Origin of the sequence: Natronosalvus amylolyticus, assembly GCF_024298845.1 — an archaeon.
In the GTDB taxonomy this organism is placed as follows: domain Archaea; phylum Halobacteriota; class Halobacteria; order Halobacteriales; family Natrialbaceae; genus Natronosalvus; species Natronosalvus amylolyticus.
In genome coordinates this window covers 91,770-104,885 of the sequence record NZ_CP101158.1, presented here as the reverse complement: position 1 = coordinate 104,885, position 13,116 = coordinate 91,770, and the positions used below count along the sequence as shown (strand labels likewise).

23 protein-coding genes and 1 pseudogene are annotated in these 13,116 nt (G+C 56.2%); 3 read left to right on the top strand and 21 right to left on the bottom strand.

The annotated features are described in order from the left end of the window. Window positions 1-164 precede the first annotated feature (164 nt). The 6 genes from NLK60_RS17465 to NLK60_RS17440 all read right to left on the bottom strand — a co-directional run bounded on the left by NLK60_RS17465 (window position 165) and on the right by NLK60_RS17440 (window position 3,101). Window positions 165-869 (bottom strand): aspartate/glutamate racemase family protein, encoded by a 705-nt coding sequence (locus NLK60_RS17465; RefSeq protein ID WP_254810651.1) that lies wholly within the window; start codon window positions 867-869, stop codon window positions 165-167. Between the two features lie 357 nt (window positions 870-1,226). After that, window positions 1,227-1,517, bottom strand: a complete 291-nt coding sequence (locus NLK60_RS17460; protein WP_254810650.1) for a hypothetical protein — start codon at window positions 1,515-1,517, stop codon at window positions 1,227-1,229. Further along, window positions 1,514-1,768, bottom strand: coding sequence for a hypothetical protein (locus NLK60_RS17455; RefSeq protein WP_254810649.1), 255 nt, complete (start codon window positions 1,766-1,768; stop codon window positions 1,514-1,516). The genes NLK60_RS17460 and NLK60_RS17455 overlap by 4 nt, the downstream gene beginning before the upstream one ends. Before the next feature lie 112 nt (window positions 1,769-1,880). Further along, on the bottom strand, window positions 1,881-2,084 hold the full coding sequence (locus NLK60_RS17450) for a hypothetical protein (RefSeq protein ID WP_254810648.1): 204 nt from the start codon (window positions 2,082-2,084) through the stop codon (window positions 1,881-1,883). A gap of 79 nt (window positions 2,085-2,163) precedes the next feature. Next, on the bottom strand, window positions 2,164-2,697 hold the full coding sequence (locus NLK60_RS17445; RefSeq protein WP_254810647.1) for a hypothetical protein: 534 nt from the start codon (window positions 2,695-2,697) through the stop codon (window positions 2,164-2,166). 119 nt (window positions 2,698-2,816) lie between these two features. Continuing rightward, the gene (locus tag NLK60_RS17440) at window positions 2,817-3,101 is read right to left on the bottom strand and encodes a hypothetical protein (RefSeq protein ID WP_254810646.1); all 285 of its coding nucleotides are present in this window, start codon (window positions 3,099-3,101) and stop codon (window positions 2,817-2,819) included. 157 nt (window positions 3,102-3,258) lie between these two features. Between NLK60_RS17440 and NLK60_RS17435 the strand changes: the two genes are divergently transcribed. Continuing rightward, the gene (locus NLK60_RS17435) at window positions 3,259-3,843 is read left to right on the top strand and encodes a hypothetical protein (protein ID WP_254810645.1); all 585 of its coding nucleotides are present in this window, start codon (window positions 3,259-3,261) and stop codon (window positions 3,841-3,843) included. A gap of 154 nt (window positions 3,844-3,997) precedes the next feature. Then, window positions 3,998-4,420: a hypothetical protein gene (locus NLK60_RS17430; RefSeq protein WP_254810644.1), complete on the top strand. Its 423-nt coding sequence runs from the start codon at window positions 3,998-4,000 to the stop codon at window positions 4,418-4,420. Window positions 4,421-4,854: 434 nt separating this feature from the next. On the opposite strand, the gene NLK60_RS17425 is transcribed toward NLK60_RS17430, so the two are convergent. Genes NLK60_RS17425 through NLK60_RS17380 form a run of 10 tightly spaced genes read right to left on the bottom strand, consistent with a single transcriptional unit; the run spans window position 4,855 to window position 9,241 of the window. Next, on the bottom strand, window positions 4,855-5,037 hold the full coding sequence (locus NLK60_RS17425; RefSeq protein WP_254810643.1) for a hypothetical protein: 183 nt from the start codon (window positions 5,035-5,037) through the stop codon (window positions 4,855-4,857). 38 nt (window positions 5,038-5,075) lie between these two features. Beyond that, a complete protein-coding gene (locus NLK60_RS17420; RefSeq protein WP_254810642.1) occupies window positions 5,076-5,912 on the bottom strand; it encodes a hypothetical protein in 837 nt (278 codons plus the stop codon). Next, window positions 5,905-6,369, bottom strand: coding sequence for a hypothetical protein (locus NLK60_RS17415; RefSeq protein ID WP_254810641.1), 465 nt, complete (start codon window positions 6,367-6,369; stop codon window positions 5,905-5,907). The genes NLK60_RS17420 and NLK60_RS17415 overlap by 8 nt, the downstream gene beginning before the upstream one ends. Next, window positions 6,370-6,810 (bottom strand): hypothetical protein, encoded by a 441-nt coding sequence (locus tag NLK60_RS17410; RefSeq protein ID WP_254810640.1) that lies wholly within the window; start codon window positions 6,808-6,810, stop codon window positions 6,370-6,372. Beyond that, window positions 6,807-7,229 (bottom strand): hypothetical protein, encoded by a 423-nt coding sequence (locus tag NLK60_RS17405; protein ID WP_254810639.1) that lies wholly within the window; start codon window positions 7,227-7,229, stop codon window positions 6,807-6,809. The genes NLK60_RS17410 and NLK60_RS17405 overlap by 4 nt, the downstream gene beginning before the upstream one ends. Next, on the bottom strand, window positions 7,226-7,648 hold the full coding sequence (locus NLK60_RS17400; protein WP_254810638.1) for a hypothetical protein: 423 nt from the start codon (window positions 7,646-7,648) through the stop codon (window positions 7,226-7,228). The genes NLK60_RS17405 and NLK60_RS17400 overlap by 4 nt, the downstream gene beginning before the upstream one ends. After that, on the bottom strand, window positions 7,645-8,175 hold the full coding sequence (locus NLK60_RS17395; RefSeq protein WP_254810637.1) for a hypothetical protein: 531 nt from the start codon (window positions 8,173-8,175) through the stop codon (window positions 7,645-7,647). Before NLK60_RS17395 ends, NLK60_RS17400 begins: the two co-directional genes overlap by 4 nt. Then, complete coding sequence (locus NLK60_RS17390) at window positions 8,168-8,422, bottom strand: hypothetical protein (protein ID WP_254810636.1); 255 nt, start codon at window positions 8,420-8,422, stop codon at window positions 8,168-8,170. The genes NLK60_RS17395 and NLK60_RS17390 overlap by 8 nt, the downstream gene beginning before the upstream one ends. Continuing rightward, the gene (locus NLK60_RS17385) at window positions 8,415-8,744 is read right to left on the bottom strand and encodes a hypothetical protein (RefSeq protein ID WP_254810635.1); all 330 of its coding nucleotides are present in this window, start codon (window positions 8,742-8,744) and stop codon (window positions 8,415-8,417) included. The genes NLK60_RS17390 and NLK60_RS17385 overlap by 8 nt, the downstream gene beginning before the upstream one ends. After that, window positions 8,744-9,241 (bottom strand): WDGH domain-containing protein, encoded by a 498-nt coding sequence (locus NLK60_RS17380; protein ID WP_254810634.1) that lies wholly within the window; start codon window positions 9,239-9,241, stop codon window positions 8,744-8,746. The genes NLK60_RS17385 and NLK60_RS17380 overlap by 1 nt, the downstream gene beginning before the upstream one ends. A 101-nt stretch (window positions 9,242-9,342) precedes the next feature. Between NLK60_RS17380 and NLK60_RS19820 the strand changes: the two genes are divergently transcribed. Further along, on the top strand, window positions 9,343-9,756 hold the full coding sequence (locus NLK60_RS19820; protein WP_484555228.1) for an Ig-like domain-containing protein: 414 nt from the start codon (window positions 9,343-9,345) through the stop codon (window positions 9,754-9,756). Between the two features lie 71 nt (window positions 9,757-9,827). Here NLK60_RS19820 and NLK60_RS17375 read toward each other — a convergent pair whose 3' ends face one another. From NLK60_RS17375 to NLK60_RS17355, 5 genes and pseudogenes are all read right to left on the bottom strand, one after another. After that, window positions 9,828-10,289, bottom strand: coding sequence for a hypothetical protein (locus NLK60_RS17375; RefSeq protein WP_254810633.1), 462 nt, complete (start codon window positions 10,287-10,289; stop codon window positions 9,828-9,830). A gap of 1,404 nt (window positions 10,290-11,693) precedes the next feature. Next, window positions 11,694-11,819: pseudogene (locus NLK60_RS17370) on the bottom strand (ribbon-helix-helix domain-containing protein); the annotation flags it as partial. 14 nt (window positions 11,820-11,833) lie between these two features. Further along, window positions 11,834-12,250, bottom strand: a complete 417-nt coding sequence (locus NLK60_RS17365; protein WP_254810632.1) for a hypothetical protein — start codon at window positions 12,248-12,250, stop codon at window positions 11,834-11,836. A 1-nt stretch (window position 12,251) separates the two neighbouring features. Continuing rightward, window positions 12,252-12,605 (bottom strand): hypothetical protein, encoded by a 354-nt coding sequence (locus tag NLK60_RS17360; protein WP_254810631.1) that lies wholly within the window; start codon window positions 12,603-12,605, stop codon window positions 12,252-12,254. 131 nt (window positions 12,606-12,736) lie between these two features. Next, window positions 12,737-13,012, bottom strand: coding sequence for a helix-turn-helix transcriptional regulator (locus tag NLK60_RS17355; RefSeq protein WP_254810630.1), 276 nt, complete (start codon window positions 13,010-13,012; stop codon window positions 12,737-12,739). Window positions 13,013-13,116: the final 104 nt, after the last annotated feature.

Sequence of the window (13,116 nt, the reverse complement as noted above, 5' to 3'; positions counted from 1 at the left end):
TGCTGGTCATCTGTAACAGATGTATGTAATAGATATCTGTAATAGATATCTGTAACAGATGTCTGTGACTGGGGCCTGTGGCGAACATCTGGCACAGGTGTCGGTCACAGAATTAGACAGCACGTACACGACATGGCAGTTTGGACGATTCTAGATCGTTCGAATCATTCGGGGAGACATCGCTGTATTGCGCGTTCGGTGTGCAGTGCTGTCGTATCGAACATCGGTACATCGGGGCGGTCGCTTTGTTTTACGAGCATTTCGATCTCCGTACAGCCTAAAACAAGACCGCCTGCCTCCTTCGCGGTCAACGTATCGATCACAGAAAGATACCGTTCTTTGGATTCTTCCCGGACAAGACCGTTCGTCAGTTCGTCGAATATGATGGAATTGACCGCCTCGCGGTCCTCAGCGTCCGGGGTGACGACCTCAATACCATGATTCGCGAATCGGTCACGGTAAAACGGGGCTTCCATCGTGGTCTTCGTTCCAAGGACACCGACCTTCTGGATGTTTTCGGCTAGTATCGCATCGGCTGTGACGTCGACGATGTGAAGGAATGGTATCGAGAGTGCATCGGTTAGTTGGGGCGCGACTTTATGCATCGTGTTCGTCGCCATGATGAGGAAATCAGCACCACCGCGTTCAAGATCACGGGCAGCTTTAGTCAGAATCTCTGCAGCAGTATCCCACTGCTCGTTTCGGATACACCGTTCGATTTCAGCGAAGTTCACACTCCGTATTAGAAGGTCGCTTGCAGCGTGGCCACCGTACACATCATTGATGCCCTCATCAATACGACGGTAATACTCAATTGTGGATTCACTGCTCATACCGCCTAAAATCCCAACTGTTTGAAGCTCGTCCATAGACTCTCTCACCACACAACCAGTGTAAGTGCTTTTGTTAGCACGACGGATGAGGTCTCTGTAGGCAACACGGTTCCCAAAAAACATCATTTACTGGAGGTTCAACAGAGCAGAGACTAACTTACCCAGTAGCCACTCGAGAGTGTAGAAACGTCGCCTGCTACGGTGGCCGAACATCGTGAACGGGCGAGGCCCGCGGTGACCACGACGGAATTAAGATCCTTAGCGTTGGTCCACCGGCAGCGCGACACCTATGCTTTCTCGGTGACGTAAAAAACAATTCCGATGCCCAAACCGATAGCTCGAGCGCTATCTCAAAAATTAAAAACTCGAGTGGAAAGGAAGGGGTGTGCCCTCCTATCGAACCGCCGAGTGGTCAATCGTCACCAACGCTTTGTACCACATATTCTCGAGGTCGCTCGAGGCACACTCGAGACAGTCCCCGACGAACTGGCGGGCTGCACTCTCACCCCAGGGCTGCCAGCCGTTGATGGCGGCCTTCAGTTCGTAGTCGATCGACGTCTCCCGGTAGGTGTCGGCTTCGATCTGTGCTGGGCCACAGACTGTCTCGAGGCCAAGCAACGCTTGTCGAAGGGCTTCGGCAGTCTCGGTGATCGATTCGCTCTCACGGTGTGCTGTTGCGCTCATTCGTCTGCCTCGAAAACGTCCTGTTGAATCTCGCGTGACTCTTCGGCACTGTCTCGGATCGCATCGAGGAACTCGTCTTTCTCTCCCTGGAAGGTCTCGAGCGTTCGGGATTTGAGTTTGGCCTTCACGCGAACGCGGTCGGAAGAAGAGCCATCCTGTATCGTCACCTCACACGAGACACCTTCGTCGTGGTGGGTGATACCGGTCGTTTCGTCCAATGCGTCTTCGTCTGCTGTGTTTCGTCGTTCCATCGTGGTCACCGCCGGTTTCCTGGCGTCACCCTAGCGTACTCACTATGGGTATAAATCTATTACTATTGTATTATGGCATACAAGGCTTACAAAGGTGACCGTACCCCAAGGCTTAGAAATCAGTTTGGTCGGACACCCCAATCCAGAACAACAGGCCCATAGAAACGCCGATTGCGGTCCCCATCGGTGCCCACATTAGCAAATCATTGTTGATGAACCCGATGGAAAACCCGACGGTCATACCGATTGCAGCACCGAAAGCCAAACAAATTCCGAGTAGCTCTTCGTCACTCAAATCTTCAGTAAACTCAGCCATGCTTTCGATGGATCTGCAACCGATATATCTTTATCTGTGAATTCTCGCTGTGTATCCAACCGAAAAGCGGATTCTGGCTTTAGAACCCTACTTCGTCTCGAGTCACGGGCTCGAGGCCATCGGTTGTGATCCGATAGATGGATCCATTATCGCTCTCTTCGGTCGCTGCTTTCATATTCGCCTCGAGCGCCTTGAGCACGTCTGTCGCGCGTTCGCCTTCGACGATCAAGTCATCCATCGAGATGTGGCTGGCGGGCTCCCCAGCGCCGTCAAAGACGGTGATCGACGCGACACGGGCGTTGCGGTCCTCAGCATCGTAGTTCAGACGGAAGTGTCCGGGGCCGTTCCAGGGGTAACACCGAATCGTTCCTGCCTTGGGAGTGTGACTGACTACCGCCCCGATCTGCTCGGATACGTCCCATAGCGCGTCGGCCACTTGTCGGGCTGGCGTCTCTGGATTGAACTCGAGTTCGCCCTCGAGATGTACGCGCCCCATCGCACCGTCGCCCCAGTTTGGCATATACCGGGGCTCGAGGTGGCTCTCGCCGGTCAGAATGTCTTCGCTCATCGATTCGTCGGTCAGTTCGTCGCCGTCGTCGATTTCATCTTGCATAGTCGTGGTCACCAACACCGGTTTCCCGGTGTCTACTACCCACTCAGCGTGCCACCTACTTAGTAGTTACTATTGGATTATTGCATACAAAGAAATAATTCGACGGTGTGGTTTCGGCGCTATTCTGGCTGCTTAATCGTATCGAAGCCCATTGCCGCCACTGCTCGAAGCACGTACTTCGGGTGTTTATCCGGGTCGACTCTCGAGCGTACGGTCGTTGTGCTCAGGATATCGAATTCGGACACGAGCGTACAGTTCGGATACCGACGCTCGAGCAACAATAAGTTGCGTTCGACGTTGCGATACACCCGGACTTCGACGGTCTGGTCTTCGTAGTACGGCGGGTGTGCAACCGTCCCGCTCGTTTTCCCGACCAAATCGCCATCAATTGGAATTGTGTCCATCTGTCGTGGTCACCTTGTGGCCCGGTTTCCCCGGCCACACTCTGTAGTAGGAGCCCGGACACTAAATAAGTTATGATACAATAGTAACACTGATATGGGTGGGGTGTATAGAATGAAATGCGAGCGAGCGGGAAACCGTCGCGCTCGAAGGTGACCGATGAACGAACACAGATCCTTAGCGACCGATTGCAGTGATGAACAGTTCGACGAACCCAGCTATGCTTATCCCTACAGCACGGATTCGAGGGTATACCAGTCGAAACGACAGACCGGCTACTACGGCGTGATGTACGCCCCAGAGTACGAATGGGATGTCGTCCGTTGTACCGCCGAAGCCTACGGTGACTCGAGACACAACACGCACTCGGCGATCCACCAGCGCGTGATCGATGGTCGGCCACGGCGTTCGACCGCCTACCACACCGGCTGGCTCTCAGTCGACGTGGCGAAAGCGTGCATCCGAGTCATCAACCAGTACAACTACTTCGACGCCGACGCCGTGTGTGACGCGCTCGAGGCGCTACCGGATGGCTCTCGAGTCGTCGTTGGCCGTGAGGGCTCTCCCGTCGTCTACGTGTGGACCGACTGTGCGCCCTACGTGATGGGCGTTCTCGACGACGCCCGTCCGTCCGAGTTGGGTGCCCATCTCGAGGCAGACACCTATCCCACGCAAATGATGGGCGCAACTATCGGGCAAACGGTGCCCGGAAAGCGCTACGTCGTTCGCGCCTGGTGGGATTGAACAACTCCTAACCAGCGCACTCACGCTTTTTTCGAGCGACCGCTAACCCGATTACCTCGAGACGGCGTATAGTAATTATACAATAGTAAATTATAAGTTACTGGTGTTTGTAGGAGTAGTTGTGACCGGGAAACCGGACACGGTGACCACGACTATGTACGATACGAACGCCGAAGCAGACGAACAGCAGGGGCCGGAAACGTTCTCGAAGGCCGACCTCGAGATTGCCGCCGAACGAATCTTCGACCAGCTCGCAAAGAGCGAGGAAATCCTCGTCGATGGCGAGACCATCCATGAGTGGGAGGGGCTGACCGACCAGTGGCGGGCCAACACGCATGTCTCAGAGACATCCATCCGATTGGCGAACGAGGATGGGGCCTGGGTTCGACTCTCGAGGGCCACGCTTTCCGATGGATTCGATGTGCTCGTAGGCAGACCGGGTGACCGGGCGGTTCCCCAACGTACGCTGTGGTCTAGCGGTCGCGTCTCGTATACGCTCGAGGATTGTCAGACCCACGCCGTTGCACAGATGATTGGCTACACTCGAGACGGGGAGTTCCCGGCGGTCAAAAAGTAGGGCGCACTACTCGAGTTGCTCGAATCCGGTTATAGAATTGGCGGCTCTGTTGAAATCCTATTCATCAGATATATTCTCGCGTGAAACAGCCGGTCGATGAGAGCTGTGAAGTGAACGTCTATTATGACCAGAAGGCTGATTTCTGCTCATATCAATTGTTTATCCATGGCTGGCGATAGGATAGATACAGAACCGTCCGACGAAGAGGAAGAGAAAGAAGGGAAGTATGACAAATATATTGATAAACTATTGGATGTTTTCAGTATATTCTAGTTGGAACTGAAGCTGAGTTATCCACCTGTATTGACTACGACCGGGACAAAGGTATCAAATACAGAGGGTTTCAACAAAGCCGAATTGGCACAACTCCTCGAGCAAATCCAGCGTGATCGATCGGGGTTTCGAGGTGTTCTCCCGGTCCCTCGAGTTTTCGTCTATTCTTCGTCGGCACTCTGCTCTCCAGCCCGGCGGGCTCGAGCGACTTCGGTATCGGGCCAGTCTTCGCGTTTGAACTCGCCAGCGTGTTCGGTATTGACGTGTGCGGCGAGTTCGGCAGCGCCGCCAGCGACGAACTCGCAATCGTCTGGTGATGGGCACTCGTATGTTCGAGGTGGCATAATAGTGTCTTAGTGCCTGGACGTTAAAATCATCCGAGCTACTCATCGCCGTTCCTCTCGTGTACCTCGAGTCGCCGCTGTGGCGGTTCGATATACGCAAACCCACGTTCCGGCGGCTCTTTCGGTGGGTAAAATCTCGTCTCGAGGGCGGGCTCGAACCAGAGCTTTCCGCTCTCGAGACCGACAATCCGGGCTCCAGCGACGATCTCCCCGCCGGTTTCAAACCACACGCGTTGCCCGGTGGCCGTTTGCCGTGGCGTTCCGTTGACCGTCCAATAGCAATGGTGATCGTCGGGAACGTTTCCCTCGAGTTTCTCATCGATCTGCTCGCGGGTGGCATGGATCAACACGTCGAATTTCTCCTCAGTGTCGCCGGAGTGATCGATCACTTCGCCGTCTGGCCGGGGTTCGTCGAAGTGATTCTCTCGAAGCAATATCGTGGGGTTTCGGTGTGAACACAGCAGGTGATCGAGGAAGTGCCCTCGAGTAGCTGCAGGTCCTCGAAGTGAATACGCTACTTCACCGCGTTCGCGAACTTCGGGCCACGGATCAGTCCATATTTTCTTCACGAGATAGACGTCGTTGTACGCCCATCGAACCAGCGAAATCGTAGCATCGCTGTCGAAACGCAGACAGAACTCGCCGTTGGCGGCTTTAAGCAGGTCTCGCCAACCCTCACATCCTAGGCTTTTGCGGTGATGATGCCTCGAGATAGCGTAATCGATAGCCTCACCGACGATATCGGCGTGTGCGCCTATCACTTTGAAGTCTCGAAGCCGGTGTAACGCGGGTGCGCTTGCTCGCTCGAGGCGTTCGATATCGGCTTGCATGTACGATTCAACGTCGACGGTCGGATTTGGTGTGGTTTCACTCATTTTCGTTTACCTTGTGTCGAACGAATTTGGGCGATTCATCGAGTCGAACGACTCGAGACGCCCGAATCTGATTCTCGAATTCGTAGAGTTCCTCGAGCAAAGCCAGCATGATCGACCGGGATTTCGAACTGTGTTTCCACGGTCCCGAAGGGTGCGTCGACCAGTGATGGTACGGGCCGTCAAACTCTCTGTCGTACTCGCTACCAGTGCTATCGGCGTCAAAGGCCAGCCACCACTCGTGATCGGCGGCCAACTCGAGGTAAATCGCTATCTCACCCTCGGTGGCCTCGAGCGCCTCGAGCCAGTTTCGGGCGTCGAGGTCGGCGTTCGTCCGTCGCCCCTCGAGTCGTTCGACGAGCGGGTGGGTGCGTTCGCTGGGTGCAAAGGGTGTCCCTTCGCACTCATACAATAATCGACGGGCCGAGCGTAACTCTCGAGTGTGGTCAAGTAGGGCCATTTAGTCGCTCACCTCCTCGCCTTCATCCCTGGTAGGATTCGCGAACAGTGGTTCGGCGTCGAACTCCTCACACACGCTTTGAACGAATTCGGCGGCTCTGTGTTCACAACACGCTTCTTTGACGTAGACGCGAGCCCACGCTGGCGATACCTCGAGTGTGATCTTCGAAGCATCGACCACTTCGCCGTCTTCAACATGGATCAACGTCCCCAACAGCTTGTGGTAGTCGTCGCCGATTTGGGAGGTAAGTCCGAACATCTGCCACGGTTCATCCGGAGTCGACAGCGTATCACAGAACACCTCGGGCTCGAGGCTATCGGCAAACTCGAGCGTAAAGGTCTGCCCGTGAATTCGAACTCCAGAGCCGACGCTTTCGTACGTGATTCGCGTCTCGTCGATTTTCCTTGCAAGCGTCTCGAGGTCCAGGTTTGGTTCGCTCACAGAACCACCCCTTGGACACCAACGATCTGGTAGGCGTTCCAGAGCCCGGCTGCAAGCCATAGCAGGCCCGCAAGCATCGGCATCCAGAGCGACGACCGGTATGGGTCACCAACAGCGTACAGCGCCACCGAGAGCGCCGCGACGACGCCAGTGATAGCCGCCTTCAACACGGCCAGCCCGTAGAGACCATACCCCTCAAGAACCATCACGGCGACGTCGTTGGTCTCTCGAGCACCCATTTCGAGGCCGTAGGCAGTCGTATACAGGTCGGCAAACACGGACGCAAGCACGAACGCCCACACGCCCGCCCCGGCCAGCACGTAGCGCGTGCCCGGTCGCTCGAGCGTTGGTGTCTCGAGTCGGGGGCCGTCGCTCCAGATCGGCAAGTCGTTCACCGTCTCGACAGAGAGCATCTTCATCGTAGCTCACCCTCCAGGTAATCGACGACCGACATATCCGAGATAATCTCTTGAGGGCCGGGCTCAGGCTCGGCTTTCGAGTCACGTCGGGCTGCTTCGGCGGCTTTCGCCACCGACTCCTCATCGAGTTGCAGTTGCTTTACGAAGGGTCCGAACACGGGATTCGAGGGAAACACCAGCTTCGCGGGTTTGTCGCTCATCGGGATTTCGAGCGTGTACTGGGTGCCGTAGCCCTCGAGTGTCACCAGCGTAGCGTTACACCGATAGGGCTCGCGGTTGACCTGCTGGGCGGGTTCGGCGACCGTCAGCGAACGCGTGGTATCGCTCGCGACGACCGTCACCTCATCGCCTGTCTCAAGGAGCAAGGCAACGTCGCGAAGCCACGCTTTGCCCATCTTATCGTCGCCGTGGTCGGTCATGGTTCCACCCACGTCTCGATTTTGTGACTGTCGCCGCCCCGATCTCGAACGTCACCGAACGGCGTCTCTTCGACCGGGCGGATAATCGCTATCGTTGGCCGGTCTGAATCCGCGTTGAAGAGTTCGTCGAACCACGCCCGGTCGACATCGATGAATTTTGGAACGACCCGGAGTACCTGGGCCTCGCGGTTGGCCTTCGTTTTGATGCCGAGACACTGTAACTCGCCGTCGACGACGCGAACGTACGGGCGACCCCCGACGAACAGGCCGTATAGGTCGGCTACGAGTTCGCCGTTCGATGCCTCGAGTACGTTCCAGAGCGTGTCGGCATCGTCCACCTCCCAGTGTGCGCCAACTGTTCGCTGGTAGTCCTCTCGCCAACAGGATCGACACACAGGTTCGGCGATCGGTGCCCTCGAGAATCCGTCGCGCTCTGGGTTCCAGTCACCATACAGAACGAGATAGCTGTGTCCCTCGCGGGTAGCCCCGCAGTGGTGGCACTCCGAAGGTGATGATCGGTCACTCATCGGTTTCACCCTGGTTGGTTTCCGGGCCAACTGACCACCCTGTACGGTTATCCCACTCGTGGGCTTCCTCGCCGTGTTCGGCCAACGCCTGAAATATCTCCCCGAAGCTGTCTCCGTTTACAACGTGGTCACAGAGCCGACATTGCGCGTGTCCGGTTCGAGCAACCTTCTCGAGTGTGCCGGTTAGTTCTCCCTCTTCCGGTGTCGGAACGGAACGCCCAGTCTCGCTCGAGCAACGATCACTCACCGCCATCACCACCGATTGGCAGGCCATCGTACAGGTGTTGGCGGGTGTGGTACTCACCGAAATGCACGCCTTCAGCGATGTACAGCGCGGCTTCCGCTGGGAGCAACTCACCGTCCTCGATACGCTCGTATGCTCGCTCGAGTCGATCGGCGTCTTCGCGAAGCTGTTCGACTGTCTCGAGGAGGTCGTCGTAGGCTTCGTTTTGGAACCACAGACACCGGGCGAGATTGTGCAGCCAGTACGGGTCTTCGAAGCCTGTCTCGAGGGCGTCCTGTGCAATCGCCCGCCGCCGATCTTTGTCGATATCGGTTTCGGCGGCCATCAGTACGGACACCCCCGTTTGGCCCATGCAGCAAGCCGGTCGTTCTTTTCCTCGCGCGTGTAGCCGTCGTACTCCGAATCTCGTGGGTGAAGCCCGAGTTGGTCGGTTCCGACCATTGCTCGAGGGACGTGCCAGGAAACCTGACCCATCGGCGTCTGGATCCAGACGATAGCCCACTCGTCGGGGCTCTCCGGGTCGGGTTTCCACCCGGAGGGCGCACCTGTCGCTTCCGCGAGCGCACAGGCCAGTAGATTGCGGTCCTGGTAGACTTCCTCGAGTGCCTTGTCGGTGCCGCCGTCTGCTCGCAGGCCATCTTCGTATCGACGGCGACAGGATGTACCGCAGAACACGGTATCTGAATCCTCGCCCGTATCGAAGTACAGGCGACAGGTCGGACAGACACGGCGTTCCAGTCCGTCGTAGTTGGCACTTTCGCCCATGTGACCAACCGCTTCGCAGGGCGGGCGATACTCGCCTCGAGCAGCGTTCTCGCTCACGCCGACCCACCCTCGTTTGGTTGCTCAGTACCTGGCTGTAGTGAGCGGGTATTCCTTGTTCTAGAAGACGGACTAATTATCAGAAACGTATTGGCCAAGGAATGAGAAGAAACGATATGCAGAGACGGGCCCTCTTGGCGGTAGCTAGCGGTTCTCTCCTCGGTACGGCTGGTTGCACGTACCTCGACGACGAACCAGCAGAGCCGATGTTGGATACCATTTCCGTTCGAAATCGACACAATGAGATACAAGAAGTTGATGTAAGCGTCGTTGAGAGCGGAGAAACCCGTTTTTCGGAGACGTATTCTGTTGAGCCGGGATCGGAGATCGTGGAGGAATCCCCTGTCGGTAGTTCCGGCCGTTATCTCGTCAGAGTCGTCGCCACTGACGGTGAGCAGGAAATCGACACAACGGAACATGTCGACGGCGATCAACGGTGTGTCATCGTTCGCTTCGAAATCGGAAGCGCGGGAGGCTTTAACCCACCGTCGATCATTGCGTCTCAGGAATGCTGACTGGAAGGGACAGGTTAGCCCATTCCCACCCATAAATTGCTCAGTTCCGTCTTCTTGCGTAGCGTTCTCGCTCACTCCGAATCACCTCCGTTTCGGAGGTCGTCGTACCCATAGCGCTCGACGAGTGCCTCGAGTTCTTCGACGACACTCTCTGTCTCGCGTTTCCCTAGATCGGTCTGATCGTACAGCAGCCCGATCAACAACTCCCGTTTACGAACGCGTTTTTCGCCCTCGAGCGCCTGGATAATCTCGTCAGTCGTCTCGAGGGTCGTTCGAATCGACTCTTTCGTCAGACTGGCATTGCGACCGTACAGCAAGTCTACTACGTCCTCATCGGTTAGCCCGGAGCGTTGAAGCGCTCGTAGATCCGTGGCGAGTGTCTCGAGGCTTTCGGCAGCCTGAGCCAGTTGGGTCAGGCGCTCGTGGAACAGCTTGGTGTCGACAGTGGCGTCCTCGAGTTCGATTTCATCGGGCCGGTCGGCTTCGTCTCCGAATAGGGTCTCGAGTGGGTCTGAATCGGCGTTGGTACTCACCTCGAGTCACCCCGTTCAGAATGCTCACTGCCCGTCTCTACGTTGCGGTCGTAGAAGGGGAGCCAAGACTCTCGCCACGTGATCTCTGCCGACCATCCCTCTCTCGAGCAGGTGTCACATTTATGGTTGACTTGGCCATTGTCGTTGACAGTCACATCGAGGTGACCGTCGCATTTGTCGCCGTATTTATCGCACTCGTCGCCCTGTGCAGGGGTCGTTCGTAACCACTCTAAACAACCCTCACTACACCAGCGCCGACCATTAACGTCCTTTACCGTACCGTCGCAATTCGGACGAATGCAGTCGTCGCCCACTTCGGGAGCCTGCTCATCCGAAAGCGTTCGGTCACCTATCTCGGTGGCGACGATACCAAGTGCATCGTCGTCAACAAGCTGATACTCGTCGCCTGTGTCTTTCTTCCGAAGTACGGTACCTTCGGATATAGTTTGCTCACTATCGTCTTCATGCGTTGCGTGCTCGCTCATGCCGATCCGCCTCGAGTTGACCGACCACTATCCTTGTTCAGAACGACACATCGTCGAAGCGGTGGCAATATTACGTCCTTCCTCACTGATTGATATGCATACGAAAGAGAGTCAATACCGCCTTGGAAAGTAATTAGCACCCATACCAGGGCAGGGCTATCACCACGAAAACCACCATCAGTACCGTGGTATCGTCCACCACCACCGTGGTAAACCTCAAAGGGTCCATTCCCTTTCAGTTTTGGGCAGGAACTCTCGAGTTCCGGGTCGTGACGACACTTCAGAGGCACGTTCATGATTCAGTCACCCCGGAATCCTCGAGTCCCTCTGGATACACCGGCTGTTCGGACGCAGGCACCAGGTGGGTACACAACACCGCCTCGTCCCCGATACACTCGAGATTGTAGGGTACGTAATCGTCAGGATGTGGCATCTCGAGTTCGTTGAAATCGCTCTCGCGAATCACGGCTATCGTCGAGAGTGCGTCCTCGAGCGTCTCCGGGTAGCCACCCGACGTGAGCCCCATCGACCGAGCGTATAGATCACGGACGGTCGCACCGGGCTCGAGAGCCACGTACGTCTGTCCGAGTTGGACGATACGAACGTCGTCGGGATGGACGTCGCCGCTATCTCGCTCGAGGCCGAACACCCGCGAACCGAGTCGCCCGTCGACGTGATAGGTCAACTCGATAGCGGCCGTATTCTGTGTGCCGTTGGCCTTCATGATTCGAGCGCCATCAGCCTGGGAGTTTGCCAACACCGCTGGGAGTTCCGACCGTAGGGCTTCGTCGCTGGCGAGCAACGCACCGCTGGGGTTGAGCGTCCCGTATTTCTCCCGCGTTCGCTCCCGCCGACTCTGTTCCTCTTTGCTGTCGAGTATGCCAGAGCCATCGGCTTCGATCGGTGGCCGGGCTGCGTGTTCGTTGATCACCGAGACGACGCCCGATCGGAGGGCTTCCGACCGATTCGGAAACACGCCATCCTCGACCATCTGCTCGATAGCCTCGAGATTCGCTTTTGGAATGCGAAGCGAGACGCGTTCCATGTTGCTTTCGGCCATTATCGAGCCCCGTCGCTGTCGCCAGCGACATGTAACTCGAGCGTTTCGATGATTTCGTTCGCGAGCAGCTTTGCCGCCGACTGATCGGTTTCGACGACGTTGCCATCGACTTTCAATAAGACGCCATCGTTGGTTTCGATACAGGCTGTGTCGATGGGGCTCTCCTCGAGTTTCAGGCGTTCGGATTTGTCCGTCACTGCTCCGATATCGTACCGTCCGTTTGCCCGCCAGGTTACTTCGACAGTCGCGCCAACGCCGTGTTGACGACGAATATCGGCGGCTGCACACCCGGCCAGGTCACCGTTCTCGTGTTCGGTAATCCATTCAGTCTCGCATGGGAGCGAAAGGGAGTAGCCGTAAGGCGTCAACTCGATTTCTCCCGTCACGGGATACGGTGTCTCGATTTCGACCGACATCTTACCGGCCCTCCTCGCTCTCGAGAGCGCCCTGTTGGTACTCCTCGAGCGTCTCGCGGTCGACGATATCGACCTGAATCTGTTCGTGTTCAATCGACGATTCAGCCTTCTTACGAGTGGTCGTCCGGCTTTCAGCGTAGCCTTCCATCTCGTGATAGGTACACAGGGTTCCGTTGCCGTCGAAGCCGTAGAACCATGTTAGGTCCTCGTAGGCCGGGTTCACACAACGAATCAGTTCGCCGTCTTCGATATCCTCGAGTGACAGCGTTTCGTCGCCACCGGGTCTGGCAATGGTTGCAGTCGTCGTCGCAGTCGATACGTCGCTATCGCTATAGTGGTGCTTGGGGTGTGCCATCGTTCGATTTCGGACTCGAGAGTTTGCCTCGAGTCTCGTTTGTTCCGATGTAGTACTACATTAAAATCTTACGGACCACCAACATTTGTGTGCTCAATGTCCGACGCCACAGAATTATGTATAATGCGTGTTCAGAAACCAACGTACTGTGACTCCCATTCACGCCGAGCCTTGAGTTCCCGTCGTCCTCGCCGGGTGATCGTGTAACTGTTGGTGCGTCGGTCGGCCGCTTCTTTTTCCAGTAATCCTTTGTCTGCGAGTTCGTCCAGATTTGGGTAGAGACGCCCAGTGAACACTTCGTTTTCGTAGTATGCTTCCATCTCTGCTTTGATTGCGAGACCGTGCGATTCGTCGACTCCTGCCGCCACATACAACAAATCGCGCTGAAAACCGGTCAAATCGTACATAGAGTCACTAACCCAAGCGGGTTAGATAAAGCCTTAGGTTTTGGTATGTTAACTTGTTTGTTAGTATAACAATTACAATATACCTATGTACACTGGAGTCTATT

Bases quoted from the DNA above. Each gene is read 5' to 3' on its own strand.
- NLK60_RS17465 (WP_254810651.1), bottom strand. From the start codon at position 869: ATGGACGAGCTTCAAACAGTTGGGATTTTAGGCGGTATGAGCAGTGAA.
- NLK60_RS17460 (WP_254810650.1), bottom strand. From the start codon at position 1,517: ATGAGCGCAACAGCACACCGTGAGAGCGAATCGATCACCGAGACTGCC.
- NLK60_RS17455 (WP_254810649.1), bottom strand. From the start codon at position 1,768: ATGGAACGACGAAACACAGCAGACGAAGACGCATTGGACGAAACGACC.
- NLK60_RS17450 (WP_254810648.1), bottom strand. From the start codon at position 2,084: ATGGCTGAGTTTACTGAAGATTTGAGTGACGAAGAGCTACTCGGAATT.
- NLK60_RS17445 (WP_254810647.1), bottom strand. From the start codon at position 2,697: ATGCAAGATGAAATCGACGACGGCGACGAACTGACCGACGAATCGATG.
- NLK60_RS17440 (WP_254810646.1), bottom strand. From the start codon at position 3,101: ATGGACACAATTCCAATTGATGGCGATTTGGTCGGGAAAACGAGCGGG.
- NLK60_RS17435 (WP_254810645.1), top strand. From the start codon at position 3,259: ATGAACGAACACAGATCCTTAGCGACCGATTGCAGTGATGAACAGTTC.
- NLK60_RS17430 (WP_254810644.1), top strand. From the start codon at position 3,998: ATGTACGATACGAACGCCGAAGCAGACGAACAGCAGGGGCCGGAAACG.
- NLK60_RS17425 (WP_254810643.1), bottom strand. From the start codon at position 5,037: ATGCCACCTCGAACATACGAGTGCCCATCACCAGACGATTGCGAGTTC.
- NLK60_RS17420 (WP_254810642.1), bottom strand. From the start codon at position 5,912: ATGAGTGAAACCACACCAAATCCGACCGTCGACGTTGAATCGTACATG.
- NLK60_RS17415 (WP_254810641.1), bottom strand. From the start codon at position 6,369: ATGGCCCTACTTGACCACACTCGAGAGTTACGCTCGGCCCGTCGATTA.
- NLK60_RS17405 (WP_254810639.1), bottom strand. From the start codon at position 7,229: ATGAAGATGCTCTCTGTCGAGACGGTGAACGACTTGCCGATCTGGAGC.
- NLK60_RS17400 (WP_254810638.1), bottom strand. From the start codon at position 7,648: ATGACCGACCACGGCGACGATAAGATGGGCAAAGCGTGGCTTCGCGAC.
- NLK60_RS17395 (WP_254810637.1), bottom strand. From the start codon at position 8,175: ATGAGTGACCGATCATCACCTTCGGAGTGCCACCACTGCGGGGCTACC.
- NLK60_RS17385 (WP_254810635.1), bottom strand. From the start codon at position 8,744: ATGGCCGCCGAAACCGATATCGACAAAGATCGGCGGCGGGCGATTGCA.
- NLK60_RS19820 (WP_484555228.1), top strand. From the start codon at position 9,343: ATGAGAAGAAACGATATGCAGAGACGGGCCCTCTTGGCGGTAGCTAGC.
- NLK60_RS17365 (WP_254810632.1), bottom strand. From the start codon at position 12,250: ATGTCGGTCGAAATCGAGACACCGTATCCCGTGACGGGAGAAATCGAG.
- NLK60_RS17360 (WP_254810631.1), bottom strand. From the start codon at position 12,605: ATGGCACACCCCAAGCACCACTATAGCGATAGCGACGTATCGACTGCG.
- NLK60_RS17355 (WP_254810630.1), bottom strand. From the start codon at position 13,012: ATGTACGATTTGACCGGTTTTCAGCGCGATTTGTTGTATGTGGCGGCA.